Below are 24,303 nucleotides of genomic sequence, written 5' to 3'. Positions count from 1 at the left end.
AGTAGGCGCCGGCCGAAGCAGCGCCGCGTCGAAATGTTACCGTGAACAATTCTAGCGACGCAACAGCGCGCCGCGCCCCTTCGATAACGATCCGGTCGCGGGCCCCCTCGGACCGGGGATCCGAGCGCTCAGGGAGTGTCGGCGCGGACGTGGACCTCGTTGCCCTCCAGGGTGAAGCGCAACGCCGTGCCGACCGGGTACTCCTCGCGCAGCTGCTCCGAGGCCTCCGACGTCACGGTGAACTGCGCGACCGCGGGAAACGCCCCGGCCGTGCAGCCCTGGAAGAACGGGCCGTCCTGCGGATCGACGGTGCGCACGATGTACAGGCACGAGCCGGCGCTCGGGGAGCGCCGCTGCCGGACGACGGTGAGACCGGTGTCGGCGGGACGGCTCTGCCGCACGACGGTGAGCCCGCCGAAGTCGTCCGTGGTGACCGAGCCGTCGAAGCCCAGTCCCTCCCAGCCGGGGATGTCGGTGCCGTTGGTCAGCGGCAGTACGGCGACCTCGCGGCCGGGCGGCTCCGGGGTTCTCGTGACGAGGAGGGTGGCGCCGACCGCGACGGCGGCCGTCAGCAGGAGCGCCGTCGCCCGGCCGAGGACGCTCCGGGCCCGAGCGGAGCGCGGAGCAGGGGGATGCTCCGGATCGCCGGAGTCGGGCTGTTCGAGGGCGGGAGTTGCCGCGACGGGTGGGGCGGGCTCGTCCGTGGCGGACGGAGCTCCGGCCTCGAGCGCGACCAGCCGGGCACGCGCGAGCGGATCGCGGTCGATGTCCGGACGGCGTCCGTAAGCGCGCCGCCTCAGCTCGGCGAGTTCGTCCCTAGCGTGGTCGTCCACCTCCGGATTCTCGCAGGCCGACGGCTCGCAACCGAGGTCGAGAACCGGCAGAAGGCCGGAACAGGCGCATCACGTCGATGCGGGCCTCGGTTGCGAACCGATCCTCAGCGCGCCGCGGCGGCGTGGAGCAGATCCAGCAGATACGGAGCCACGATCTGCGGCGAGATGCGCAAGTCCAGAAGGAGGAACGGCCGCACAACGGGGTCCTGCCCCGTCCACACGGCGAGGGCGCTCAGGTCCGCCATCGTCCGGACGACCACGCCCTCCGCGCCGAGGCTCGTGGCGACTCCGGCGAAATCAACCTCCGGGATCAGCATCGGGCCTTCGGCGAGGCCCAACGCGCCGTAGACGTTGAGCTCGGCACCGTACGCGGCGTCGTTCCAGACCACGGCGACGCCCCGGCCGCCCGCCACGCGGATGGCGGACTCGAGATCAGCGAGCGCCATCAGGCCGCCGCCGTCGCCGGTGACCAGGACGACCGTCGTCTCCGGTCTCGCCAGCGCTGCTCCCACCACTGCCGGGATCCCCAGGCCGACCGCCTGGAACGCGGTGCCGAGCGTCACCAAGCGCTCGGGTGAGGCGTGCGGCCAGTGCATGATCGGCCAGCCGAGGAAGTGCCCGCCGTCGGTGACGACGACGCGGTCCTCCGGCAGGAGCGCCGCCAGAGCGACGGCCGTGGAGCGCGGATCGAGCCGGCCGTCCGCGGCCCGCTGGTCGCCTTCATCACGGGCCAGGTGCAGGTCCGGGTCGACGCAGTCGCGCCATTCGCCCCGCGAGCGCCTTCGAGTGCGCAACTCCGCGACCAGGGCCTCGGCGACCAGGCGAGCGTCGCCCCGGATGTAGTCGTCGACCCGGCCGTCCGTTGCGGCTGGGGTGATGTCGACCTGCACGACGCGGGTGGCGGGGGCGAACAGTTCACCGCAGCGCAGGAAATGGCGGTCCAGCGACGACCCGATCACGAGCGCGAGGTCGGCGTCGTGCACGAGCGAGAGCGCCCCTGTTGCACCGAAGCCGCCCAGTACGCCGAGGTCGTGGCTGCGGGAGGGAAACGTTCCCAGACCGAGGACGCTCGACGCGGTGACGGCTCCCGTGAGGTCGGCGAGTTCGCCCAGAGCGCCCCCGGCGTCCGCGAGCCAGGCGCCCCGACCCGCGACGAGCAGGGGGCGTTCGGCCGCCGCGATCATGGAGGCGAGGCGGGCGATGTCGGTAGAGGAAGGCACCCTCCGCCCCGCCCGGCGAAGGACCTGCGACCTCGGTAGAGCTGCGGCTTCGGCGGTGGCGAGATCGGCGGGGATCGCGAGCACCACCGGTGTTCGTTCGGCGAGAGCGTGCTCGATCGCGCGAACGGTCGTGTAGGCGGCGTCACGAATGCCGACGGTGAAAGTCCGGACCCCGGCCGCCCGCGCCATCGCCGACTGGTCGACGCCCCAGGGGCGCCTCCCGGTGCTCGGCTCATCGCCCGCGACGAGGAGGAGGGGCGAGCGCGCGAGTGCTGCCTCGGCCAAAGCGGTGAGGGTGTTGGTGAAGCCGGGCCCGCAGGTGGTGGTGGCCGCGGCGAGGCTGCCGCCGGCGCGGAAGTGGGCGTCAGCTGCCACGACGGCGCCGCCCTCGTGGCGGAGCGGAATAAATCGTGCCCGAGGGTGGCGCTCCACGGCGTCGATCAGGTGGGCATTGCCGGCGCCCATCACTCCGAAGACGTGACGGACGGAGAAGGCGAGGCTGTGGGCGACGTGCGCGGAGACCGAGGGCATGCGACCTTTCGAGGAGGAACTGATGCCCCGCCAGGCCGAGGTCACCAGCCGTCAACGCTGACAGCACCCCGGCGGCGAGTCCAGAGTGGTCCTCTCAGAAGAGCTGGAGTGTGCTCCGAGGACTCGGAGCACCGCTCGGTCGGGCTGGTGGCGGTCCTCGGTCTCTCGATCAGTCGTCGTCGAAGTCGTCGTCGTCGCGGTCGGCCGCGATCATCTCGACGATCGTGTCGACGGTGAGCCAGGGGCCGTTGCTGACCTCGCCGATCTTTTCGCGGTCCTTGAAGACGACGATGCGGTCGCTGAGGCGCACCACCTCCTCCAGCTCGGACGAAATGTAGACGACGGTCACCCCCTCCTTCGCGAGCTGCGCGATGTGCGCCTGGATCTCGACCTTCGACGCCACATCGATCCCGCGCGCCGGCTCGTCGAGCACGAGCAGGCGAGGCCGGGTCGCGAGCCAGCGCGCGAGGACCACCTTCTGCTGGTTGCCTCCGGAGAGGTATTTCACCGGGATGTCCGGATCGGCCGGCGAGATGTTGAGCGCCTCGACGTAGGTGCGCACCAGGGTGTCGGTCTCGGCGGCCGAGAGCGGATGCGCCCACCCGCGCAGGGCCTGCAGGCCGAGCACGAGGTTCTCGCGGAGGGAGAGATCGCCGATGATCCCGTCCTCGCGCCGGTTCTCGCTCGAGTGCGCGATGCGGTGGCGCAGCCCGGAGACCGGGTCGGAGATACGGGCCGGCTCGCCGTCGATCAGCACCTCGCCGGTGTCCGGCTTCTCCACTCCGCTCACCAGCGACGCCAGCTCGGTGCGGCCCGAGCCGCGCAGGCCCGCGAAGCCGACGATCTCGCCGCGGTGCAACTCCAGATCGGTCGGGCCCACGGCGCCGCGGCGGCCGATGCCGTGGGCGCGGTAGATCGCCGGGCCGACGGGCTGGCGCCGGTGCTCGCGGCGGTCGGAGCCGATCTGCCGCAGCGCGTCGATGTCCTTGCCGATCATGGTCGCGATCAGCTCGGCGCGGTCCATGATGTGCGTCGGGTACTCGCCGACGGTGTCCCCATCGCGCAGGACGGTCAGCCGGTCGCTGAGCGTGAGGACCTGCTCGAGGAAATGCGAGACGAAGAGGATCGCGACGCCCTGGTCGCGCAGCCTCCGCAGCACGGTGAAGAGGCGGGCGACGTCGCCGAGGTCCAGGCTCGAGGTGGGCTCGTCGAGCACCAGCACCCGCGGCCGGTCGACCATCGCCCGCCCGATCGCGACCAGCTGGCGGATCGCGGGCGAGAGCGAACGCAGCGGCAGATGCGAGTCGAGGTCCTCCAGGCCCAGCTCCGCGAGCATCTCGGCGGCGCGGGCGTGCGTGCGCGACCACGAGATGCCGAAGCGGCCGCGGACCTCGTGCCCGAGCATCACGTTCTCGCCGATGCTGAGGTTGTCGGTGAGGCGCTCGTCCTGGAACACGGCCGTGATGCCGGCGGCTTTCGCCTCCGCGGGGCCGCTGAAACGCCGTACGACGCCGTCGACGAGGATCTCGCCCGCATCGGGCCGGTGGATGCCGGTGAGCGTCTTGATCAGCGTCGACTTGCCCGCGCCGTTCTCTCCCATCAACCCGTGGATCTCGCCGGGCATCAGCCGCAGGTGCGCGTTCCGCAGAGCGGGACCGGAGGAGAAGGAGACGCGGATGTCGGTCATCTCGACGACGGGTGCCACGGCATTCCGGGTCGTCCTCGATGCGATCGCCACGTGCCGTCCTCGGTTCGTGTGCGGCGCGCCGTCAGGGTTCGACGCGCCAGGGGCTGCCGCCGATGATACGCGAGCGCGTACGGCGGGATCGGACCAGGAGAGTCACGATCGGGGAGTAGCCGTGGAGGAGCGGATCACCAGCTCGGTGGGGATCCGGGTGCGCTGCGGGATCTCCTGGCCGCGGATCCGCGCGTGAATCACCTCGGCGACCGTCGTGCCGAGCTTGTCGAAGTCCTGGCGCACCGTCGTCAGCGGCGGGAGGAAGTGGCGGGCCGTGGGCAGGTCGTCGAAGCCGACGATACTGACGTCCTCGGGGACCCGGATTCCGCGCTCGACAAGGCCGTGGATCACTCCGAGCGCCATCTCGTCGTTCGCGACGACCATCGCGCTGAAATCGGGCACCGAGCTCAGACTCGCGGCGAAGTCGTATCCGGAGTCGGGGGTCCAGTCGCCGATCACGATGGGGCGCTCGTGCATCCCCCACGACTTCGCGCGGCTGTGGAAGGCGCGTTCGCGGGCGCGCGCGTCGAGCCAGTCGAGCGGACCGGAGAGGTGCAGCACGTCGCGGTGGCCGAGGTTGCCGAGGTGGTCGACGGCCTGGAACATCCCGGCCTGCTGGTCGACCGAGACGGTAAGAAAATTCGGATCCTTGTCGCTCTTGACGACGAGCGTCGGCACGCCGATCTCGACGGTGCGCAGTGTCGCGACGGAGGAGGAGCGCGGCGCGATCACGCAGAGCGCGTCGATCCCCAGGCCCATCAGATGGTCGATGGCGTCGGCGGGTGTCATCTCGAGATCGGGACGCAGGGCGATCGAGGTGATCGAGTAGCCCTTCTCGCGGGCGGCGCGCTCGATCGCGCGCAGAGTGCTGGAGGGTCCGTATTCGGCGCCGCTCTCGATCATCACGCCGATCCGGTCGGTGCGTTGCGTGACGAGGGATCGGGCGGCGATGTTGGGCCGGTAGTTGAGCTCGTCGACCGCCTCGAGGACCTTCTGGCGGGTCGACTCCTTGATGTTGGGGTGGCCGCTGAGCACCCGCGAAACGGTCATGTGCGAGACGCCCGCGACCGCCGCGACATGCCGGAGGTTCGGCCGATCGGCCATGAGAGGACCTCCTCCGCTCCCCGGGCGGGTGAGCCGCGCCACCCCGGCACGGACGAGGCGGAGAAGGCTCGGCTGCCGGGGGTGAGAACAGCATAGTCAGGCGCGCCCGACCGCTCGGTGGGCGACTCCTGAGCGGGCGGAGATCGTCGCCGGGCGGCGCGAACCGCGCGGCGGCAGCGCGGCCGGATGCTGCGGATACTGCGGCTGGGCGGCGCGGATAGTGCGGCCGGGTGCTGCGGAGACTGCGGCCGGGCGGCGCGGGCGGGTACTGTCGGGAGCCACATGGCACGCGACAACGAACCGACCGTCACCCTCACCGATCCGCTCGAGGAGCGCCTGCGCGCGCAGGTCGCCCGGGAGGGGGAGCGCGCCGTCGCTCTGCGCTCCGCGGCCCTGCTGACCGGCGGCTACGAGGGCGAGTCCTTCCTCCTCACCGTGGGCGGCGAGCACGCGGAGGGGATCCTCCAGGGCGCTCCCTCCCTCTACTGGCCCGAGCTCTGGGGCGCTCGCGCCCTGCTCTACGTCTGGGACGACTCCGCCGCCGACGCGGTGACCGCCGGACTCGCGAATCCGTCGTGGCGCGTGCGCGAGATGTGCGCCCGCGTCTGCGCGGAGCGGGTGCTGGGCGGGCAGAAGAAGCTCGCCCGGCTGACGACCGACGAGCACCCGCGGGTCCGTGCGGCCGGGGCGCGCGCGCTGGTGGCGGCGGCCGTGGCGGGGATCTCCTCCGGTCGCGACGCCAAGGGCGAGTTCGCGGCGAGCGTCGAGGCCGTGTTGACGGGGATGCTCCGCGACCCTGACCGCGACGTTCGCCGGGCCGCGCAGCAGTCGGCCGACGTGCTGCGGGAGGCGCGCTCGGCCTGAGCGGACGGTCGTTCGTGACGAAGGGCTGCCTCGCGGCTCCGGTGACGGCCGTTCGCGACGAGTCGGCGGGCCGGGGGCTCAGCCGACCAGGTACAGCTCCCGAACCCGCGTCGCGACCCTGACCACTGCGACGCGCTCGGCCAACGCACGACTCTTCGACTCGCCCCGCGAGGTGTCCGGCCGCGCTGGCTCACGCTGTCGAAGCGCTGGGGAGTCACGCAAAGGTCCTCCTGGTGCTCTCGCTCGAGCACGAAGGCCCCGCCACGGCCGTGGAGCTCGCAGAACGCCTGCGGATCAGTCAACCGGTCCGCCCTGAGGGCCCCTGTCGGATCTCTCGTCGCGCTCCTCGCCGCCGGCGCGGAGTAGCAGTGGTCGGTTGCTCGCGGTTAAGCAACCTCGCGAGGGAGGCTCTCACCGTAGCGTCAGATCGTGAACCCTGTGCAGGGGGTCGTCCCTCTGCTTGCCCCGTTTCCGGCGGCGCGAGCTCCGGCTCGCGCAACGGTCAGGGAGCACCGCAGAAGGGGAGGCGCCCTCGGGCCGGGAGTCGCTCACCGATGCGCCCGAGGACGACGGGTGCACTTGTCGAAACGCACAGCTGGAACTCGGCACTGGTCAGCTCAGTCCATGACCCCGTCAGCGCTTTCACGTCCCTCATTCCGGCCAGCCCGGCCTCGCTCGCCTTCGCAGCTGCCTCCTTTCGGCACCAAATCCTGATCGTGTCGTCGGGACGGCTGCGTAACCAGGCCGCTTCCTCCGCGGAGAGCACCGGCGTGAGATCCGTCGGTGCGACAGCTCGGACGGGCTCGATGTCGACACCGATGGACCTCGACGCGACGCCTGCGACGACCGCTCCACTCGCGTGCGCGATACTGACCCGGAGGTGCGGCGCGCTCGAAAACCTCGGCACGCCGTGACTGCCGCCACAGACCGCGCACTCCTGGCGAAGTTCGAGGCGATCCGGGCCCAGACCGAACCACCCTCCGCAGACGCGGGCGAGAAAGTGCGCCGCTTCAAAATCGTCCCGATCCGGCGCACGGAGCATGAGCGCGGCGCGTTCCTGTTCCGCGGTCGAGAGCTGGTGGGCAGACACCAGCGGATCGGCCAGGACGGCGGGTGTCAGGCCCCAGAGGACGATCGCCGCTGCGGCTCCCGTCATCGCTGCGAGACGGCGCTCGACGGCCTGGTCATGGCTGCAGGATCCGATGTAGGCGTCGGCTCACAAGCCAGATTCCTGCGACCGACATCACCATGAAATAACCGATGTGTACCAGTATGCCGGCGTCCGGAATCCCGAGCGTGAGCGCTCGCATTAGCTCGATCGCGTGGTACAGCGGGAGGGCCTGGACGATCGGCTGGACCGGTGCCGGGTAGACGGACAGTGGGAAAAAGCTGGTAGAGAAAAAGAACATCGGGATCAGAGCGGCCGTCACCCAGTCGAGGTGCTGAAAGCTCTTGACGAACGTTGTGACAGCCATGCCTGCTGCGGCAAACCCGAAGGAGACGAGGACGAGCGCGGGCAACGCGGCGAACGCCCATGCCGAGGTGATCAGGCCCATCGCGAGCATGACGAGAAGGAACCCTGCACCGTACGCGGCTCCCCGGATCAGGCTCCAGCAGATCTCGCCGAGGGCGATGTCGAACGGCCGCAGCGGCGTTGCGATCATCGCGTCGTAGAGCTTCGCAAATCGCATTTTGAAGAACACGTTGTACGTCGAGTCGTAGATGGCACCGTTCATCGCGGATGAGGCCAGAAGCGCCGGAGCAACGAAGGCGCCGTACGGTACCGATCGTCCATCCACCTGCACGTCGTCGATGAAGAATCCGAGACCAACTCCAAGTGCGAGGAGGTAGAAGAACGGCTCGAAGAACCCCGAGACGAGCGGCACGATACTCCGGCGTGCAACCCTCATGGAGCGCTCGACGACGGCACCGCTGCGGCCGACGGTCCGTAGTTGCGAGGCGTGGGGGGCGAGACCGTTCATGACACGAGCCTCCGGTAGTAGATCCATCTCGCGACAAGCATGCCGGAGATCAGCACGATGAGCAGGATCGCGACGTGCGCGGCGGCCGGTAGAGCACTGAGGGTGCCCAGAGTGGTCCCTCTTGCGAGTTCGTTCGCATGCCAGAGCGGAGAGAGGGTGATCGCGCCCTGCAGCCAGTCGGGAAAGCGCGAGATCGGGAAGTACGTCCCTGAGAAAAGCGTCATTGGCAGCACGACGATCCGGAACAGGATGTTGAATGCCTCACCGTCGCCCTTGCCTACGATCCAGGCCCCGAAGGCAAGCGACCAGGCGGCGCAACCCGCCCCGAGAAGGACCGCCACGGGTATCATCCACATCCCGTTGAACCCGCCCGCGACGCCAAACAGCGACAGGACGAAGTAGAACGCGACGGCCGAGATGGCAACCCGGAAGGCGATCAAAAGGATCTGGCCGTCGGCCACCTGGCCGGGCGTGACTGGCGTGGCCGTGATGCCCACGAACTCCCTTCCCCATGCGAACCGTGCGAAGGCGGGATAGCTGCCCTCCGTCGTGGCGATCTGCAGCGCCGCGGACGTCAGGAGCGCCGGGGCGATATAAGCGAGGTACGAGGCGCCGCCGAAGGCCTCAGGATCGGAGGTGTCTACCAACGTGCCGAGGCCGAGGCCGACGGCGAGGAGGTAGATGACCGGTGCGCCAATCGCTTCTGAAAGGCTCGCCGCGAACGCGCGGCGCCAGATCAGGAGCAGGTACTCGAATACGGCCCGACGGGGGCGTGGAGAGCGGGGGGCCATCGTTGCCATCACTCGATGAGCGATCGTCCGGTGAGGATGAGGAAGACGTCCTCGAGCCCGGACCGGCGGATGAGTGTAGACAGGGGGCGAACGCCCGCGGCCAGCGCGCTGGCGAGTACGCTCTCGCCGTTCTCCGTGTAGACGAGCAGGCGGTCGGGGAGTACCTCGACACGGTCGCAGAGCCGTAGGACCTCAGGTTCAGCGACCCGCTGTGCTCCGGGCTCGAAACGAAGCTCGAGGACCTCCGGGGTTGAATAGCGGAGTATGAGCTCGGCCGGGGCTCCCTCGGCGATGATTCGCCCCTCATCCATGACAACGAGACGGTCGCACAACTGTTCCGCCTCATCCATGTAGTGCGTCGTCAGCACGAGCGTCACGCCCTGTTGCTTGAGCTGGAAGAGCTTGTCCCACAGAACGTGGCGCGCCTGCGGGTCCAGGCCGGTGGTGGGCTCGTCGAGGAGCAGCAGCTCCGGAGAGTTCATGAGTGATCGCGCGATCGTCAGACGCCGCTTCATTCCGCCGGACAGATCATCGACGCGCGTATCCGCTTTCTCTGCGAGCTGGGCGAAGTCGAGCAGCTCCAGGCTGCGTTTACGGCAGTCGGCGCGCGACATGCCGAAGTAGCGGCCGTAGACGAGCAGGTTCTCGCGCACCGTCAGCTCGGCATCGAGATTGTCCTGCTGCGGCACGACGCCGATGCGCGCGCGGATGGTGACGCCGTCGCGCTCCGGGTCGAGCCCGAGCACGGTGAGCTGGCCGCCGCTGCGGGGAGAGACGCACGCGATCATGCGCATGGTCGACGACTTGCCTGCACCGTTCGCACCCAGCAGCCCGAACGTCTCGCCGCGCGCCACTTCGATGTCGATTCCGCGTACGGCGTGCACAGAGCGTTATTCATAAGGTCTGATTCGGGCGTGTCGTTCCGAGGCATCGGCTTCCCATTCGGGAGAATAGAAGTTCCAAAGCTCGCTATTTTCGGAACGGGAAGCCGATGCGGTACGACTCTACTACAGGCCTGGATGCGGAGCAATTGACGGAGCTGATCTGTCGGATATGGCAGATTGTCACGGGGAGGGGTGAGATTTCGGGACGCCCGGTGCTGCTGAACATTCGCGAGCAGGTCGTTATGACTCTGATCTTATTGCGGCAGAACGTGAACCAAACGACTATCGCGGATATGTTCGGTGTGTCGCAGCCCACGATTTCTCGCGCATATCGGCGGATCGTCCCGCTGATCGAGCAGGCCTGCTGTTTGTCGGGGGTGTGTTTAAAGACGGCTATCCAGGGCCGAGTGGTCCTGGTCGACGGCACCGATGTTCCCACCGGGAACCGCGCCGTGACGGGGAGAGCGAACTACTCCGGGAAGCGACACCGTCAAGGGCTGAACGTGCAAGTTGCCTCGGACGTGAACGGTAACTTGCTTTGCGTGTCCGATCCGACCCCCGGCGCTCGGCACGACCGAGCGACCATCAGCCTGTGTGGATGGGAACCGATTCTCGATAATGCCGAGTGGATAGCGGACCCAGCGTACGTCGGAACCACCGCAGTCACTCCCCGGAAAAAATTTCACCACGGACAACATGATGACAACACACGTACAGCCAACCGATACATCTCCTCCATCCGTTCGGCGGTCGAAAGATGCATCGCGCACTGGAAGAACTGGAAAATCCTCAAGACCGGCTATCGCGGACGTCTTACAGAACTTCCCAACCTCATTCGCACCGTCACCCGCCTCGAACTTTACCGACTCGGCTGGTAAATGCTTATGAATAACGCTCACAGTCTCAGGCTGAGCGGCGCCCTTTCGTCGTCCGCCTCGGACCGGGTGTGATTTGATCAGCCCGTGGGCACTGACGGCAGCATCGCGCAACAAGAAATTCCCCATTCCCCCAGAGTATCAGTGATGATCTCTCCTCACATTCACGCAACGAACGGACGCTTCTCATGATCGGACGACCCTCGATCCTGATCGTCGGAAGCGGGATATCGGAGGAGTACCGCGGCTACGCGCTTCGCTCCGTCGCCGAGGCATGCGCGGTTGTCCTCCTCGACGACGCGGCGCCGACCTGGCAAAGGCCGCTGATCGCGGGGTCGGCGCAAGCGGACCTGTCTGACGGCCCGTCCGCGGTCCACGCCGCTCTCGCCCTCGCGAGAAGCCACCCGATCGCAGGGGTGTTGAGCTGGGACGAGCGGCGGATCGAGTTGGCGGCCGTCATCGCAGCGGAGCTGGGTCTGCCGCACAGTCCCCCAGAGGCGGTCCGCAACTGCAGAGACAAGTGGAGCGCGCGGCGCCTCTTCGATCGGGCGGGTGTGCCATCCGCCCGGGCGAGGTTAGTCGCGACGCTGGATCAGGCGAGAGCGGCAGCGGCCGCAATCGGCTACCCGGTCGTCCTGAAGCCACGCGCCCTTGCGGGCAGCATCGGCGTCGTCCGCGCAGATACGGAGGACGCCCTCGAAGCTGACTGGGCGTCAGTCGCAGGTGCCACGCTGACGGGTATCGAAGCGTCGGGAGAGGTTCTCGTCGAGGAGTACCTCGACGGTCCGGAATTCAGTGTCGAGTGCCTCAGCCAAGACGGCGCGGTCACGGCGCTGGCCGTCACCCGGAAGTCACTCGGCATGGCGCCCTACTTCGAGGAATTGGGTCACGTAGTCGATGCGGTCGACGCCGCAGGCAAGGAAGAGGCGGCAATCGCGGACGCGGCGACGGACGCAGTCCGTGCGCTCGGGATAACGACGGGCGCGACGCACGTCGAGGTGCGGTTGACCACCTCCGGGCCCAGACTCGTCGAGGTCAACGCGCGGCTCGGGGGCGACCTCATCCCACACCTCGTCCACCTCGCGACCGGGATCGATCTCGTCCGCGCCGCCGCGGATGTCGCGGTCGGCGCTCGTCCGGGCTTGGAGCCGACGAGCGCTCGCTCGGCCGGAATCCGCTTCGTCTACCCGCCCCACGCCGGAGTTGTCCGAGAACTGGGTTCCGCACCTGAGCTGAGCGCCGACCCGCGCTTCTCCCGGCTTGTCTGGATGAGCGATCCTGGCGATCGGGTCGCGCTCCCTCCAGAAGAGTTCGTGGACCGCCTCGGCTTTCTCATCGGAACGGGCGACTCGGCGCAGGCGGTCACGGATTTCCTCGGATCCGCGGAAGCGTTTCTCGAGGTGGACGTGCAACCGCGATCAGGCGCCTAGCGGGAACCACCGCTCCACAACGCGGGCGACGCCCTCGTCGTCGTTCCCGGTCGTGATCTCCATCGCGGCAGCCCGCACATCGTCGTGTGCGTTGCCCATCGCCACAGGGTGCCCAGCCCAGGAAAAGAGCCCGAGATCGTTGGGCATGTCGCCGAACGCCACGGCCGTGCGCGCGTCGATGCCCCATGAGGATGCCAGCGCGTGGACGGCCGCCGCCTTATCGACACCGGCGGCCATGAGCTCGACGAGTCCGAAGTCTGACGACACACTCACCTCAGCGGCGCCGGCGGCCGCGTCGCTGACGACGTCGACCAGCGAGCCGACATCGAGATGACTCCGCACCAGGACCTTCACGACCGGCTCGCTCACCAGTTCTGCACGCGAGCACACAGAGAAGTCCGCATCGCTCCATAGCCCGAGGTCGTGGTCGTCGACGCGGCCGCACTCAGCCCCGGCGCCGACCCGGTGCACGGCCAGGGAAGCGCTCGGGTCCGCTGCCGCCAGCCGTCCGATGATCGAGACCAGCACGTCCGTCTTGAATGGCGTCGAGGCGATGACCGCGCGCGCGTCGAGGTCGAACACGATGCTGCCGTTCGTGCAGACGGCCACGCCGGAGAATCCCGCATCGGTGATTGGATCCAGCCACCACGGTGGGCGGCCGGTCGCGAAGAGGACCCGGCAACCCGCTGCCACAGCCCGCTGTATCGCATCCGTGGTTCGCGGTGATACCCGACCGTCTGAACCGAGCAGTGTTCCATCAACGTCGCACACGATCAGGGGTGGAGCGGCGGGCGACATCACCGCCCCCTGCGCATGGTCGCCGCGATCTCGAGCGTGCGGTAGCCCTGCACGAGGTTGGACCGCATCCACTCAGGTTCGCCGACCAACGTGAACGACTCGACCTGCTCGACGAGAGCGGCCACGAGCTGCCTGATCTCCACGCGCGCGATAGCGGCTCCCAGGCAGTGGTGCGGCCCGTTGCCGAAGCCGAGGTGACGGTTACGGGGTCGATCGGGGATGAAACGGTCTGGATCGTCGAAGACGCGAGGATCGCGATTGGCCGCGGGAAGCCATGCCACGACGGCTTCGCCCTTCGCGATAGCGCGATCGCCCACGGAGGTGTCCTCGGTTGCCACGCGCAGCACATGAGCAGCCGGTGACGTCCAGCGGACAACCTCTTCGACCATCGGATCGAGCAGTTCTGGATCGGAGCGGATCCGACCGAGGACGTCCGGGTGAAGGCTCAGGGCGTGGAAGACCCCCGTGACAGCGTGCCTGGTCGTCTCGTTGCCTCCGATCAACACGTTGTCGCAGTTGATGACGACGTCCTCGATCGTCATGCTCGGGTCCTGGAGCATCGCCGAGATCAAGTCGGATCCCGGCTCGCGCAGACGGCGCTCCGCGAGCTCGAAGAAGTACTGCAGGATCGCCATGTGTGCCTCCATCGGGTTCATCCGATTGAAGCTCGGGTCCTGTCCACCGAAAGCATGATTGGTGAGAGCGATGAGACGCTCTCTCTCGCTCGCCGGGGCGCCGAGCACCTCGCACACAACCGCCGCGGGCAAGCGCGGCCCGATGCTGCGCGCGATGTCCACAGGTTCGGAGGCGCGCAAGAGCGCGACGATATCAGCGGTCTCCGTGTCGATGAGGCCGTGCAGCTCCTGAGTGCGCAGGCGGGAGAGGAAGGGGCCCACGAGCGCACGGAGTGCCCTGTGACGGTCGCCGTCAGTGACGACGATCATGCTCCCGCCCGATGTGTCCGGGTGCTCCGCGTCGAACCCGATCATCATCCCGTACTCCAAGGTGAAAGGAGCGCGCGGCGAGAGGACCCGACTGCAGTCCGCGTACGAGAAGACGGACCAGAAGCCGCTCGGCGAGTCGCCGGGATCGCTCCAGATACACGCGTCGTCCATCGCCATCCGCCGCCAGAACTCGACCCGGTCCTTCGTCATGTAGCGGTCGGGCGACGCCAAGTCCTGCGGGGTCACGCGCGAGCTCCCGCGGGAGGCTCGTCACGGAGAGTCGGACCCAGGCCCCGCCAGACGTCGTCGATCCGCGCGGCGCACTCATCCTCGTTACCGAAAGTCCCCTCGTCGAACCAGCCCGGAGGATTCGGACGGTCTGCGAACCAGATCGAGTGGTGTCCCCGCGCGTTCACGACGACCTTGTCAGTTCCGGGGGCGCTCATGACTCCGCTCCGGGACGCGGAGGCACCGCGTCGACCCATTCGGCGATCCGACCGGCGCAGATCGCCGCCGAGTCCCTACCGGAGTCGACCTCGATGTCGTACACGACTCGCCGGTGGACGGATTCGGCCTGGTGCGCAGCCATTCCGAGCGACCGATCACCGCGCGCCCGCTCCCGCTCCGTCGCGATTCCTGGAGCACACCGGACGCCGACCCAGACGATGTCGAGTCCATCGAGATGATCGCGCAATCGCTCCTGCGACTCCGACCCGTCCAGGAACACATCGTCCAAAATGATCCGCGCTCCGGCGCGAGCCATCGCGACAACGCCTGCCATCCACGCCGCTTCGAGCCGGCGGAACCCGCCGCCGAGTTCTACGGCGCCGTCATCCCCGTATGAGACGCCCTCATCGGCCCCGTCGAGATGAGGCGGTAAAGCATCCACCAGGGTGTCGATGGAGATGCTCAGGTGCGGTTCGGGCAGAATCTCTTGCAGGCTCCTGGCAATCGAGGTCTTGCCGGAGCTTGACCCGCCGTTCACGACGATGATGTCCGGGGTCACGATGTGCTGCCTCCTTCGGGCAGGACGTGGACGCGATACCGACCGGTGATTGTTGCGATGTCGTCCTCCAGTCCGGCGGCGCTGGAGCCGACCAGAACAAACCGTCCGCTCGCCTCCCACACGCCGGGGTCAGCGCCGACCACGTCGCCGGACTGCGGATATCGCGCCGCGGCGACCGATCGTGGTAGGTCGTCGACACCACTGACGCGGACCACGATGCCGCGGTCCGTTTGCTCGAACGGCGTGTACAACCACCCGGACGCCCGCCCCGGCATCCTTTCGAGCATGGTCACGGGACCAGCGGTCACCTCGCTCGGATCGCCCAGGCAGGCGAGAACCGCCTCCCGTGCCAGGTCGACGCCGTAGGCGAGCTGGATGTGGTCTTGGATACCGGCGCCACCGAAGCGATTCGCGATCTCCAGAAAGACGAACGAACCATCCGGGAGCAGAAATGCTTCTAGATGAAAGACGCTCGACGTCAGCCCGACCGCGTCGAGTACGTCGGCAGCGAAGTGGAGCGCCGCATCCAGCGTGGCGGGATCGTCGATCGTCACGGAGGCGAGAGGGGTGGTGTTGAAGCGGAAATCGAAGCAGCTGGTCACATAGGACGATCCGCAGAGGAAAATGATCTCGCCGTCGCGGACGACTCCATCCAGATGGCAGACGGTTCCGTCGACGAACTCCTCGACCTCGTGGTCGTCTGGGCAGCCGTTGCGCCGCACCTCGTCGAGGAGTTCGGTCGTATCGGCGAAGATGCGCACTCCGAGACTGGCGGCCTGGCTGCGGGGCTTGAGAACTTTCCGGCCTGGGAGCGGCCCTAGGGCATCGGCGAGGTCCTTCGCAGTCGTACCGGCGTCCACCGGCCAGAACCGAGGCGTCACGATACCTGCGCCAGCAACCGCTTGCTTCATCACAACTTTGTCTCGACAAAGTGTGGCGGTCCTCACGCTCGTGCCTGGCACGCCAAAGCGTTCTCGGAGGCGGGCCGCGGGCAGGGTGGTGTGTTCATGAATCCCGACGATTCCATGCGGCGGTCCGAGCTTCGTCGCGAGCGCTGCAACCAACTCAATCATCTGCGGCGACGCGCGATTATACTCGTCGAGATCATCACCCGCGGCCACGTCCAGTTCTCCGATGGCCCGGATGCCGGGGAGGGCGCGCGCGGCGAGTCGGCGGGCACTCTTGGCTCTGAGGAGCACGGAGTAAGCGAAGCGCTCGGGCTCGAGAGTGTGCTCCTCGGCTTCGTAGAGACCGACGAGGACGACGTGAGGCAGTTGCTCCATGTCAGCGGGCCCGTTCGGCGACGACGTAAGGGAACACGGCTTCCTCCTGGCGGGCCAGGGTCTGGATCACTGTGAGGCCTGCCGCCGCGAGGTCTGCGATGTCCAGCAGGATCGGCGTGTGTCCGAGTAGAACCGCTGTTCCACCGAGACGGAGCGTGGCGACCAAACGGGGCAGGATCTCTCGCGCCTGAACCGTCGTCACGACCTCCGAATTCAGGAACCGGATGAAGAGGATGTCTACCGAGCCCTCTGTGGGGACGGGGTTGGCGGCGTCGCCATGATGCGCCTCGTCGAGCAACTCCGCGGAGTAGCTGACCATCTGCCGGCTGAGGTCCTGGCCAATGGTGTAAACGGCGAAAGGGGCGGACGCGGCGAACTCCGACAAGAAGCGACCCGTCGAGCAGGCGGGATCGTAGGCGACCACCGCGCGACCGACCGGTGCCGGGTACCCGGCGAACCTGCTGCGGGTGAACGCACGGATGTGCCGTTCGCCCAGAGCGAGGAAGTCGGCTCGCTCCCGGCTCACCTTCCATCCGTCGGGCGGGCTGCTCTTCTCGGTCCCGGGTGAGGAGTATTTCGGGAAGGGGAAGGTCACCGCGGTCGTGCTCTGCATCGCGTCGTAGATGCGGCGCCGCTCGTCGATGCCGAGCGGCGCGGCGACGAGACGCGCGTCGGAGTCCGAGGTGCGTAGGGAGTGCAATCTTCCGATGATGTTAAACCAGCGGATTCTGCTGCAGAACACCCCCGGCATGTCGTCGTCGACGACGTAGTCCGAGATCGTCTTAATTCCCGCGTACCACTGCCCGTCGACCTCGAAGACGAAGAGGCGCTCTGGGTACTCGAGCAGTGGTTCGTGGAACACGACAAGGCTGTCGCCGCAGCGCCATCGATCGAAGTCTCCCATGGTGAGCTCGTCACGAATGCAGATCTCGTCGGCGACGAACTCGATGGACGGGTCACCCGTGCGGACCCAGGCCCCAGTCGTGTCAGCGCTCACCGTCTACCGCCCCCTCGAGCTCGAAGAGTCCGCGGAGCCCGCGGAGCACTGGACGATCTCCGGCTACTGCGAACGGCCACCCGTACCCGTCGAGCGATTTGCTGATGGCGGACAGCACGCGTGGGTCGGCTTCGGATTGGGCCGCTTGGCGGAGCCAGAGCTCCGGATCGACGTGGCCCGACTCAGTAAGACCGAGCTCGGCGATGATCTGAGCGGCGGAATAGCTGCGCTCGATCACGAGGTGACGACGACCGGTCCGCGTCGGAGGGAACAACGCCTCTTCGACGACCGTGGAGACGTCGACCATGGGTATCTCGCCGCGGAGGACGGGGAACATCCCGTTCTCGAGCGAGAGTCGGAACATCTGCGCGAAGGTGTCGAGCTCGAGGAACTCGCGTTCGGTCGCGTCGTGGCCGTAGACGAGGCCGCAACGGAGGATGTCGACTGCGCAACCGATCGTGGCGAGAACATCGACGACGCTCTCGCTGATCGCCTTCGACTGCGAGTATGGATCATCGATTGCCGACAGTACTGCCGCAGAGAGCGGCTCGAAGCGCTCGCCGACGGAGGCCGCCGAGAGGAAGACGAAGCGTTCGGCGCCCAGACGTGCAGCCGCACGGACGACGTCCGCGGTGCGAGCGACGCTGTCGAGAAGGTGTTCCCTCAGCGGGAGTGCGTGATTGACATTGTATCCGGCATGCACGACCACATCGCAGGTGTCGGCTTCCGCGGTGCCCTCGGCGATGGCGGCTAGTTCGTCGTAGTCGACGACACGGACCGTCGCGAAGTCTTCCGCCGCGCGACCGAGCCTGTCGCTGTGCCTGCGGACCAGGTCGGCACGCGATGTTGTGCTCACGACCGTGATCGCATCGAACTCATCGATGGCGCGCTCGAGGATGCGACCGCCGATGAAGCCACCCGGACCGCTGAGCAGGAGGGTGCGTCTGTCACCGCAGATCCGGGGTCGCTCTATCCCGGCCAAGTCGGCGCGAAGCCGATCGATGTGGAGCTGCGCTTCGCGGAGGACCGCTGTCTCGCTCGCCGCCCCCTCTTGCTCGACATCCGCCGCGATCGCCTCGACGAACGCGCGGATCGTGAAGTCGTAGTTCATGTGGGCGAACGCCTCTCGCACCTCGTCCTCGCCGTAGACGCTGGCGAGTTTCATCTGGAGGCGCACGAGCGACATCGATGTCCCGCCGGCTCGAAAGAGCGAGGTTGCTTCATCGAGCGGGCGCCCGATCACCTCGGTGACGAATGCGGATACCGTCTGCGCCACCGTCGGGACCTGCTCCACTGGAGCATTACCCGCAAGAACCTGTTGGACCACTGCGGCGCGATCGATCTTGCCGTTGTCCGTCAGCGGAAGGGCTGGGATCGAGACGACCCGGTCCGGCATCTCCCAGGGCGCGAGGGTCTCCGAGAGCGAGTTGCGCAGCACTTCCTCGGAGAGCGATGACTGCTCGCGCACGAGCACGAGCTCATCGTCGTTGGCTACGAGCACTGCGGAGCCGGCTGCGGTACGCGCGATCCGGCTCTCCACGTCGACCGGCGAGATTCGGTGGCCGAGCCGTTTGATCTGGTCGTCGATGCGTCCGCGGTAGAAGATCACGCCGTCCACGATTTCGACGTCGTCGCCACTGAAGTACGCGCGCATCCCATCGAGGACCGTGAACGGCCCGCCGTGCTCATCGCCGCCAACGGCGTATCCGAGAGCAACGCCCGGCCCGAGGAGGACCAGCTCGCCCCGGCCGTTCTCGCGCAGCGACCCGTCCACCCGAACCAGGGCGGCGAATCCATCGATCGGTCGTCCGATGGAGGTGCTGAACTGAGAGGACTCGTAGATCGAGAAGCAGACCGTGGCCTCGGTGGGGCCGTAAGCGTTCAGGACGCGGCTGTGTGCGGACGCTTCCTCGAACTCGGCTGCATGCAGCGCTTCGCCCGCGAAGACGACCGTACCGATCCGCTCCCGCGCCGAGCGACCCAGCCTCGCGTACACGGATGGGGGCAGCGTGATCAGGTCGCAGCCGTGCTCTGCGAGGTGACGCTCGACGCTCGGAAGCCACGGGCCTCCGTGATGAGCGGGGACGACGAGTGTCGCTCCGGCTGCAAGGGTGACCAAGATCTCGGCGATCGATGCGTCGAAGGACAGGGAGGCGAACTGCACCACACGATCGCCCGCTCGAAGCCCGAATGCCTCGCGCTGCGACCGGCACAGCGCCCCGATGCCCTCGTGGCCGACATCGACGAGTTTAGGTTGCCCGGTAGAGCCCGACGTGAAGATGGAGTAGGCGACGGCGGATGACGCGACACGTGATGCGGCCTCAGCGGTCTCCGATGCCATCTCGGCGTCCACGAGCGTCCACGGGCCGCGTCCGCGCAGCGTGACTTCTTGCTCGCCGTCGAGGCAGATCACGGACGTGACGTGCGCAGCTGTGAGGGACTCGACGATGCGGGGGGTCGGAGTGTTCGGATTGATCGGCGTGTAGATGCGGCCGGAGCGTAGAACGGCGAGTGCCCAGACGATAGCGTCCGCGGAGTGCTCGCCGACCAGAGCAACGCGTCCGCCCGTCGGTGTCTCGGCGAGCCTGGCCGCCCGGCGGCGGGTCACCTCGTCCAGCTCGCGATAGGTCCACTGCCGCCGCTCGTCCGTCAGCGCCGTCGCATCGGGCCGATCGGTGAGAATACCGTCCAGCAGTTCGGACACAGTCGCGTGCATGAGACCCCCAATTCGCCCCATCCACCGTAGCGAGCACGGGGACGGTAATTCGGCCAGCATAACCGCACGACTCCTCAGGTTGTACGATCACCCCATGGGGATGGGCAGCAGTACGGCAATGACGCCGCGGGCGGGTTGGCCGGTCAGTCGGATTTCCGAGACTTTGCATGACGCCGCTCTTGCGACCGGTCGGGCGGCTGACATAGCCGTCGAGCAGGGGTCATCTGTGCTCACATACGCCGAGCTTGCCGCGCAGAGCGCGGACGTTGCACGCGCGCTCCTGGACAGGGAGATCGGGCCGGGAAGCTTCGTCGCCGTACGATTCGGCCGCTCCATCGACACGGTGGTCGGCCTGATCGGCATCCTCCGCGCCGGCGCGGCATACGTCGCCCTCGATCCACGTCATCCTGTCGAGCGGACCCGACGCATCCTGGCGCAGTGCGAACCGGTTGCGACCCTGACGACGGCGACGGCACCGGAAAATCTGGGTTCCGAGATGACCGTCGCCGGGTTGCTCGCGGAGCGCAGAGGTCTTCCTCCCGGCGACCTCCCCGCCGTCTCGTCGACCGCGGCCGCTTATGTCACCTATACCTCTGGTTCGACCGGCGTTCCTAAGGGTGTCATCGCCGAGCACGGCGGGGCCTCCGTCTTCGTGTCCGCTATTGTGTCGCGCCTGGCGATCACCAGGGACACGAGGTTCCTCCAGTTCTACCCTCTGACCTTCGACTCCGCCGTGGTCGATCTCCACGCCGTTCTGGCCGGCGGAGGGACCGTTGTCATGCCGCCGGCCGACGTTGATCCCGCGAGCCAGGAGCTCGTCGGTTTCCTGCGCGAACGGAGCGTGACGGCCGCGATGCTCCCGCCCGCCCTTCTCGCCGAACTCTCGGAGGAACCCGCTCTTTCGGCGCTGACGACCCTCGCGTACATCGGCGAGACGTGCCCTGATGCGGTGGCCGAGCGCTGGGGGAAGAGTCGGCGCCTAGTGAACGTCTACGGCCCGACCGAGGTCACAGTCGCGGCGACGGCGTCCGATACACGCGATCCCGGACGGGCGCCCACGATCGGTGCGCCCCTGGACGGCTACCGGGTTCACGTGCTCGACGCGGAGATGGCGGAAGTTGGCCCCGACGAGGTAGGCGAGATCTGGGTCGGCGGTCCAGGCCTCGCCCGCGGCTACCTCGGGCGACCAGGATTGACGGCGCGCGTCTTCCGTCCTGACCCGTTCGGCTCCGAACCGGGCGGACGCCTCTACCGCACCGGAGACCGCGCCCGCGCCCTCTCTAGCGGCGGACTCGAACTCCTCGGGCGCACCGACGACCAGTTGAACATCCGCGGCCACCGCATCGAGCGAGCAGAGGTCGAAGGCGCCATCACAGCTCAAAATGGGGTGCGCGCGTGCGCCGTACTCGCCCATGGGAGCGGGGCCGACGCACGACTCGAAGCCTTCGTTGCGGGTGACGCCGACAACGATCGCCTCTCCGTCGGGATTGCCGCGATCCTTCCCGACTACGCACTACCGAGGCTGCACCGCGTTCGTGCGCTCCCGGTGAACGCCCACGGCAAGGTCGATCGTGCAGCACTGCTGCGTCTGCTGGACGCGCCCCCCGCCCAGCAGATGTACATCGGGCCGTCCGACCCCGCGGATCATCGGCTCCGAGGCGTAGTGCAGGAGGTCCTCGGCGACACGACCGTCGCGCCGGATGCGTCCTTCATCGCCTCAGGAGGGAACTCCCTGCACGCGGTCCGCGTGGTCTCTCGGATGCAGGAGCGATTCGGCACAGCACCGCGGATCCGGGACCTGCTGGGGCCCGCGACGCTCCGCGAGCTGGACGACGCTCTCGCTTCCGGGAGCGCGAGCACACGCGCGGATCTGCCGCTCCTCGCGCCGATCGATGGCGCCGGCGACCACCCGGCCTCCCTGCACCAGGAACGGATGTGGTTCCAGACCGCGCTGTACCCCGGCGCGTCCGTCGCGTACAACGAGACCTCTGCTGGCCTGGTGGATGGACCTCTGGACGTTGAGGCGCTCGAGGCGGCGGTCAACAGAGTCGCCGAACGCCACGAAGCGCTGCGCTCCGGACTCCACCTTGTCGGCGACGCGCTCCTCGTCCGCGTGGAGGACGAACCGGCCCTCCGCATCCGCCGCGCGGACGTGTCGACCGAACCCGACCCGCGCGCAGCAGCGCAGCGGATGGCAGACGACCTCGCGCGCGAGCCGTTCGCAGTCGACGTCGCCCCCCCTCGTCCGCGGACTCGTCGTCTCCCTCGCGGACGAACAGCATCTCGTCGTCTGGACGATGCACCATCTCATCGCCGACCAGCTCTCGTTCGCCGTGTTCGAACGGGAGCTGGCAACGAGTTATGGGATCGAGCTCGGGGAGGACGTCCAGCACCACTCTCAGGCGCGGCCCTTGCAGCCCCGCGATCACTCGCGCTGGCAGCGGGCCGTCGCGGCTGGCGTGGCAACTTCCGCCGCTCTCGAGCGCAGGCGGGCAGAGCTCGACGGGGCCCCGACGACGCTCGACTGGGGTCGAGAACGAGTCGGGCGCTTCGCTTTCCAGGGAGTCCGCGGCGCCACCCGCTCCTCGACGCACCTGAGGAGGTCCGTGACGCAACTCGCAACGCGCGCGCTCGTCACTCCATACACCGTGTGTCTAAGCGCCTATGCAATCCTTCTGAGTGGACGCACGAAATCCTGCGACCTGCTCGTCGGCACGCCGATTGCAGGACGAACAACCCCCGCTGCCGAGAGCGCCCTCGGCTACTTCGCTATCACCGTCGTGGTGAGGATCCGGCTCCGGGAGGACGAACCGTTCCGTTCGCTGCTCGAACGGACGAACCTCGTCGTTCTCGAGGCGTTGGAGCATCAGCATGTGGGCTTCAACGACGTGGTCCGCGCGGTAAATCCCTCGGGGCAGCCGGTGCCGGGGCAGCCGCTCGTGCAGGCAGTGCTCGCCTTCCAAGGCGACATTCGCCCCGCACCGGAACTCCTTGGAACGACTTCCCGTACCGTCCTAGTAGACAACGGGTCCGCCCGCGTCGACCTCGCGCTAGAGATATTCGAGGACGCCGACGAGTATCAGCTTCTCGCCATCGCTAACGCACAGCTCTTCGCGCGACCGGACGTTGACGCTGCGCTCCAGGACTATCTCTTCGTGCTGGGGCGTGCGCTCGCGGAACCCGACGCGGAGATCGGCGCAACGATCGCGGCACTCATCGATAGGCTGGGCGGCGACGCCTCATGAGGGCCGTTCGGCGGGTGTGAGATCGACCGGGCGACGCTCCGGAAGGGTCCCTAGGACCGCATCAATTTCGTTCATCGTCGGTTCCTCCAGCCGAACACCCGATGCCCGGACGGTCTCCTCCAGCTGGGCCGGCCGAGAGGCGCCGACGATCGCCCCGGCGACGGCGTCATTCGACAGCACCCAGGCGAGCGCGAGCTGAGCGGTCGTAAGCCCCAGATCTCGAGCGATGGGCGCGAGCCGTGCGATGGCATCCACGATCGGCGACGTCAGGAAAGGAGCGATCTCCTCCCTGGTCAAAGGGTCAGCAGCGCGACTGCCGGCGGGCGGTGCGGCATCGACCGCGTACTTTCCAGTCAGGACGCCCTGGGCGAGTGGCGACCACACAATCTGCCCGATACCGCAGTCCTGCGACGCCGGTACGACCTCCGCCTCGATGGCTCGCCAGAGCATCGAGTACTGGGGTTGATTCGCGATGAGTCGCAAGCCGAACTCGCGTGCGACGGCTTGGCCCGCCCGGATTTGGGGAGCCGACCACTCGGAGACGCCGACGTACAGGGCCTTGCCCGCACGCACGATATCGGCGAACGCCTGCATCGTCTCCTCCAACGGCGTCTCCACGTCGTACCGGTGGGCCTGGTAGATGTCGACATGATCGGTCCCCAGGCGGGTGAGTGAAGCGTCGATCGCGGTGAGGATGTGCTTGCGGGAGAGTCCGGAATCGTTGTGACCGCCGGCCCCGGTAGGGAGGTACACCTTGGTGAGGATCTCGACAGAGTGTCGGGGTACGTGCCGCAGAGCCTGACCGAGAATTACCTCAGCCCGCCCGTCTGCATAGGCATCTGCTGTGTCGAAGGTGCTGATACCGAGGTCCAGTGCGGCGCGCACGATGGCTATGCTGGCGTCGTCCGGCGTCCGGTCGCCCTGCGTGAGCCAGGTACCGAGCACGATCTCCGAGATTTTCAGCCCGCTCGCGCCGACATGTCGATACTGCACGGCGCCCACCCTAGCCGAGTGACCTTCCCTTGCCGCCGGCCGGCGACCCCGCGGAGCGGCGCCCGTCCT

Annotated in this window: 19 protein-coding genes and 2 pseudogenes; 5 read left to right on the top strand and 16 right to left on the bottom strand. The window is 67.8% G+C overall.

Translation table 11 applies throughout. The features are described from left to right. Nucleotides 1-128: 128 nt before the first annotated feature. The 4 genes from A6122_RS14535 to A6122_RS14520 all read right to left on the bottom strand — a co-directional run bounded on the left by A6122_RS14535 (nucleotide 129) and on the right by A6122_RS14520 (nucleotide 5,426). On the bottom strand, nucleotides 129-833 hold the full coding sequence (locus A6122_RS14535; protein ID WP_068256372.1) for a hypothetical protein: 705 nt from the start codon (nucleotides 831-833) through the stop codon (nucleotides 129-131). Nucleotides 834-937: 104 nt separating this feature from the next. Continuing rightward, nucleotides 938-2,584 (bottom strand): thiamine pyrophosphate-binding protein, encoded by a 1,647-nt coding sequence (locus tag A6122_RS14530; RefSeq protein ID WP_068256369.1) that lies wholly within the window; start codon nucleotides 2,582-2,584, stop codon nucleotides 938-940. Nucleotides 2,585-2,753: 169 nt separating this feature from the next. Continuing rightward, a complete protein-coding gene (locus A6122_RS14525; RefSeq protein ID WP_068257726.1) occupies nucleotides 2,754-4,271 on the bottom strand; it encodes a sugar ABC transporter ATP-binding protein in 1,518 nt (505 codons plus the stop codon). A gap of 153 nt (nucleotides 4,272-4,424) precedes the next feature. Beyond that, nucleotides 4,425-5,426 carry a LacI family DNA-binding transcriptional regulator gene (locus A6122_RS14520; protein ID WP_068256366.1) on the bottom strand — a complete coding sequence of 334 codons (1,002 nt, stop codon included), beginning with the start codon at nucleotides 5,424-5,426 and terminating at the stop codon, nucleotides 4,425-4,427. 282 nt (nucleotides 5,427-5,708) lie between these two features. Between A6122_RS14520 and A6122_RS14515 the strand changes: the two genes are divergently transcribed. After that, nucleotides 5,709-6,290, top strand: a complete 582-nt coding sequence (locus tag A6122_RS14515; RefSeq protein ID WP_068256363.1) for a HEAT repeat domain-containing protein — start codon at nucleotides 5,709-5,711, stop codon at nucleotides 6,288-6,290. Nucleotides 6,291-6,792: 502 nt separating this feature from the next. Here the strand turns inward: A6122_RS14515 and A6122_RS17815 are convergent. The 4 genes from A6122_RS17815 to A6122_RS14495 all read right to left on the bottom strand — a co-directional run bounded on the left by A6122_RS17815 (nucleotide 6,793) and on the right by A6122_RS14495 (nucleotide 9,947). Then, a complete protein-coding gene (locus A6122_RS17815; RefSeq protein WP_418320023.1) occupies nucleotides 6,793-7,332 on the bottom strand; it encodes a 4'-phosphopantetheinyl transferase family protein in 540 nt (179 codons plus the stop codon). Between the two features lie 142 nt (nucleotides 7,333-7,474). Continuing rightward, complete coding sequence (locus A6122_RS14505) at nucleotides 7,475-8,272, bottom strand: ABC transporter permease (RefSeq protein WP_068256357.1); 798 nt, start codon at nucleotides 8,270-8,272, stop codon at nucleotides 7,475-7,477. Further along, on the bottom strand, nucleotides 8,269-9,072 hold the full coding sequence (locus A6122_RS14500) for an ABC transporter permease (RefSeq protein ID WP_146076689.1): 804 nt from the start codon (nucleotides 9,070-9,072) through the stop codon (nucleotides 8,269-8,271). The genes A6122_RS14505 and A6122_RS14500 overlap by 4 nt, the downstream gene beginning before the upstream one ends. Next, nucleotides 9,072-9,947, bottom strand: coding sequence for an ABC transporter ATP-binding protein (locus tag A6122_RS14495; RefSeq protein ID WP_068256354.1), 876 nt, complete (start codon nucleotides 9,945-9,947; stop codon nucleotides 9,072-9,074). The genes A6122_RS14500 and A6122_RS14495 overlap by 1 nt, the downstream gene beginning before the upstream one ends. A gap of 107 nt (nucleotides 9,948-10,054) precedes the next feature. Here A6122_RS14495 and A6122_RS16175 point away from each other — a divergent pair, with 107 nt between their 5' ends. Together A6122_RS16175 and A6122_RS14490 are read left to right on the top strand one after the other, a co-directional pair. Next, nucleotides 10,055-10,825, top strand: coding sequence for a transposase family protein (locus A6122_RS16175; RefSeq protein ID WP_084415715.1), 771 nt, complete (start codon nucleotides 10,055-10,057; stop codon nucleotides 10,823-10,825). A gap of 185 nt (nucleotides 10,826-11,010) precedes the next feature. Continuing rightward, nucleotides 11,011-12,252 carry an ATP-grasp domain-containing protein gene (locus A6122_RS14490; protein WP_068256351.1) on the top strand — a complete coding sequence of 414 codons (1,242 nt, stop codon included), beginning with the start codon at nucleotides 11,011-11,013 and terminating at the stop codon, nucleotides 12,250-12,252. Here the strand turns inward: A6122_RS14490 and A6122_RS14485 are convergent. The 7 genes from A6122_RS14485 to A6122_RS14455 are packed head-to-tail and all read right to left on the bottom strand — an operon-like array spanning nucleotide 12,241 to nucleotide 19,996. Further along, entirely contained in the window at nucleotides 12,241-13,050 is an 810-nt protein-coding gene (locus A6122_RS14485) for an HAD family hydrolase (protein ID WP_068256348.1), read from the bottom strand. The two genes, A6122_RS14490 and A6122_RS14485, sit on opposite strands and share 12 nt — an antisense overlap. Beyond that, entirely contained in the window at nucleotides 13,050-14,240 is a 1,191-nt protein-coding gene (locus A6122_RS14480) for a cytochrome P450 (RefSeq protein WP_208855030.1), read from the bottom strand. The genes A6122_RS14485 and A6122_RS14480 overlap by 1 nt, the downstream gene beginning before the upstream one ends. Further along, nucleotides 14,237-14,440, bottom strand: coding sequence for an MbtH family NRPS accessory protein (locus tag A6122_RS17810; protein ID WP_068256345.1), 204 nt, complete (start codon nucleotides 14,438-14,440; stop codon nucleotides 14,237-14,239). The genes A6122_RS14480 and A6122_RS17810 overlap by 4 nt, the downstream gene beginning before the upstream one ends. Then, entirely contained in the window at nucleotides 14,437-15,000 is a 564-nt protein-coding gene (locus tag A6122_RS14470; protein WP_208855029.1) for a chloramphenicol phosphotransferase CPT family protein, read from the bottom strand. The genes A6122_RS17810 and A6122_RS14470 overlap by 4 nt, the downstream gene beginning before the upstream one ends. After that, nucleotides 14,997-16,283, bottom strand: a complete 1,287-nt coding sequence (locus tag A6122_RS14465) for an ATP-grasp domain-containing protein (RefSeq protein WP_068256342.1) — start codon at nucleotides 16,281-16,283, stop codon at nucleotides 14,997-14,999. The genes A6122_RS14470 and A6122_RS14465 overlap by 4 nt, the downstream gene beginning before the upstream one ends. Nucleotide 16,284: 1 nt before the next feature. Next, complete coding sequence (locus tag A6122_RS14460; protein WP_068256339.1) at nucleotides 16,285-17,280, bottom strand: class I SAM-dependent methyltransferase; 996 nt, start codon at nucleotides 17,278-17,280, stop codon at nucleotides 16,285-16,287. After that, a complete protein-coding gene (locus A6122_RS14455) occupies nucleotides 17,270-19,996 on the bottom strand; it encodes an AMP-binding protein (RefSeq protein ID WP_068256336.1) in 2,727 nt (908 codons plus the stop codon). The genes A6122_RS14460 and A6122_RS14455 overlap by 11 nt, the downstream gene beginning before the upstream one ends. On the opposite strand from A6122_RS14455, the pseudogene A6122_RS17805 reads away from it, so the two are divergent. Together A6122_RS17805 and A6122_RS17800 are read left to right on the top strand one after the other, a co-directional pair. Beyond that, nucleotides 19,995-22,223: pseudogene (locus A6122_RS17805) on the top strand (non-ribosomal peptide synthetase); the annotation flags it as partial. The gene A6122_RS14455 and the pseudogene A6122_RS17805 overlap by 2 nt on opposite strands. Nucleotides 22,224-22,248: 25 nt before the next feature. Beyond that, nucleotides 22,249-23,241: pseudogene (locus A6122_RS17800) on the top strand (condensation domain-containing protein); the annotation flags it as partial. On the opposite strand, the gene A6122_RS14430 reads toward A6122_RS17800, so the two are convergent. Continuing rightward, nucleotides 23,236-24,234: an aldo/keto reductase family protein gene (locus tag A6122_RS14430; RefSeq protein ID WP_068257718.1), complete on the bottom strand. Its 999-nt coding sequence runs from the start codon at nucleotides 24,232-24,234 to the stop codon at nucleotides 23,236-23,238. The pseudogene A6122_RS17800 and the gene A6122_RS14430 overlap by 6 nt on opposite strands. Nucleotides 24,235-24,303 lie beyond the last annotated feature (69 nt).

Source organism: Rathayibacter tritici, assembly GCF_001641005.1.
Taxonomy (GTDB): Bacteria; Actinomycetota; Actinomycetes; order Actinomycetales; family Microbacteriaceae; genus Rathayibacter; species Rathayibacter tritici.
Note: the sequence above shows the minus strand (reverse complement) of the source record. Positions and strands in the feature narration are given on the sequence as shown.

Coding starts and splice junctions, on each gene's coding strand:
- A6122_RS14465 (WP_068256342.1), bottom strand. CDS start 16,283: ATGGAGCAACTGCCTCACGTCGTCCTCGTCGGTCTCTACGAAGCCGAG.
- A6122_RS14490 (WP_068256351.1), top strand. CDS start 11,011: ATGATCGGACGACCCTCGATCCTGATCGTCGGAAGCGGGATATCGGAG.
- A6122_RS14485 (WP_068256348.1), bottom strand. CDS start 13,050: ATGTCGCCCGCCGCTCCACCCCTGATCGTGTGCGACGTTGATGGAACA.
- A6122_RS14530 (WP_068256369.1), bottom strand. CDS start 2,584: ATGCCCTCGGTCTCCGCGCACGTCGCCCACAGCCTCGCCTTCTCCGTC.
- A6122_RS14505 (WP_068256357.1), bottom strand. CDS start 8,272: ATGAACGGTCTCGCCCCCCACGCCTCGCAACTACGGACCGTCGGCCGC.
- A6122_RS14455 (WP_068256336.1), bottom strand. CDS start 19,996: ATGCACGCGACTGTGTCCGAACTGCTGGACGGTATTCTCACCGATCGG.
- A6122_RS14525 (WP_068257726.1), bottom strand. CDS start 4,271: ATGACCGACATCCGCGTCTCCTTCTCCTCCGGTCCCGCTCTGCGGAAC.
- A6122_RS17815 (WP_418320023.1), bottom strand. CDS start 7,332: ATGCTCCGTGCGCCGGATCGGGACGATTTTGAAGCGGCGCACTTTCTC.
- A6122_RS14515 (WP_068256363.1), top strand. CDS start 5,709: ATGGCACGCGACAACGAACCGACCGTCACCCTCACCGATCCGCTCGAG.
- A6122_RS14500 (WP_146076689.1), bottom strand. CDS start 9,072: ATGGCAACGATGGCCCCCCGCTCTCCACGCCCCCGTCGGGCCGTATTC.
- A6122_RS17810 (WP_068256345.1), bottom strand. CDS start 14,440: ATGAGCGCCCCCGGAACTGACAAGGTCGTCGTGAACGCGCGGGGACAC.
- A6122_RS16175 (WP_084415715.1), top strand. CDS start 10,055: ATGCGGTACGACTCTACTACAGGCCTGGATGCGGAGCAATTGACGGAG.
- A6122_RS14520 (WP_068256366.1), bottom strand. CDS start 5,426: ATGGCCGATCGGCCGAACCTCCGGCATGTCGCGGCGGTCGCGGGCGTC.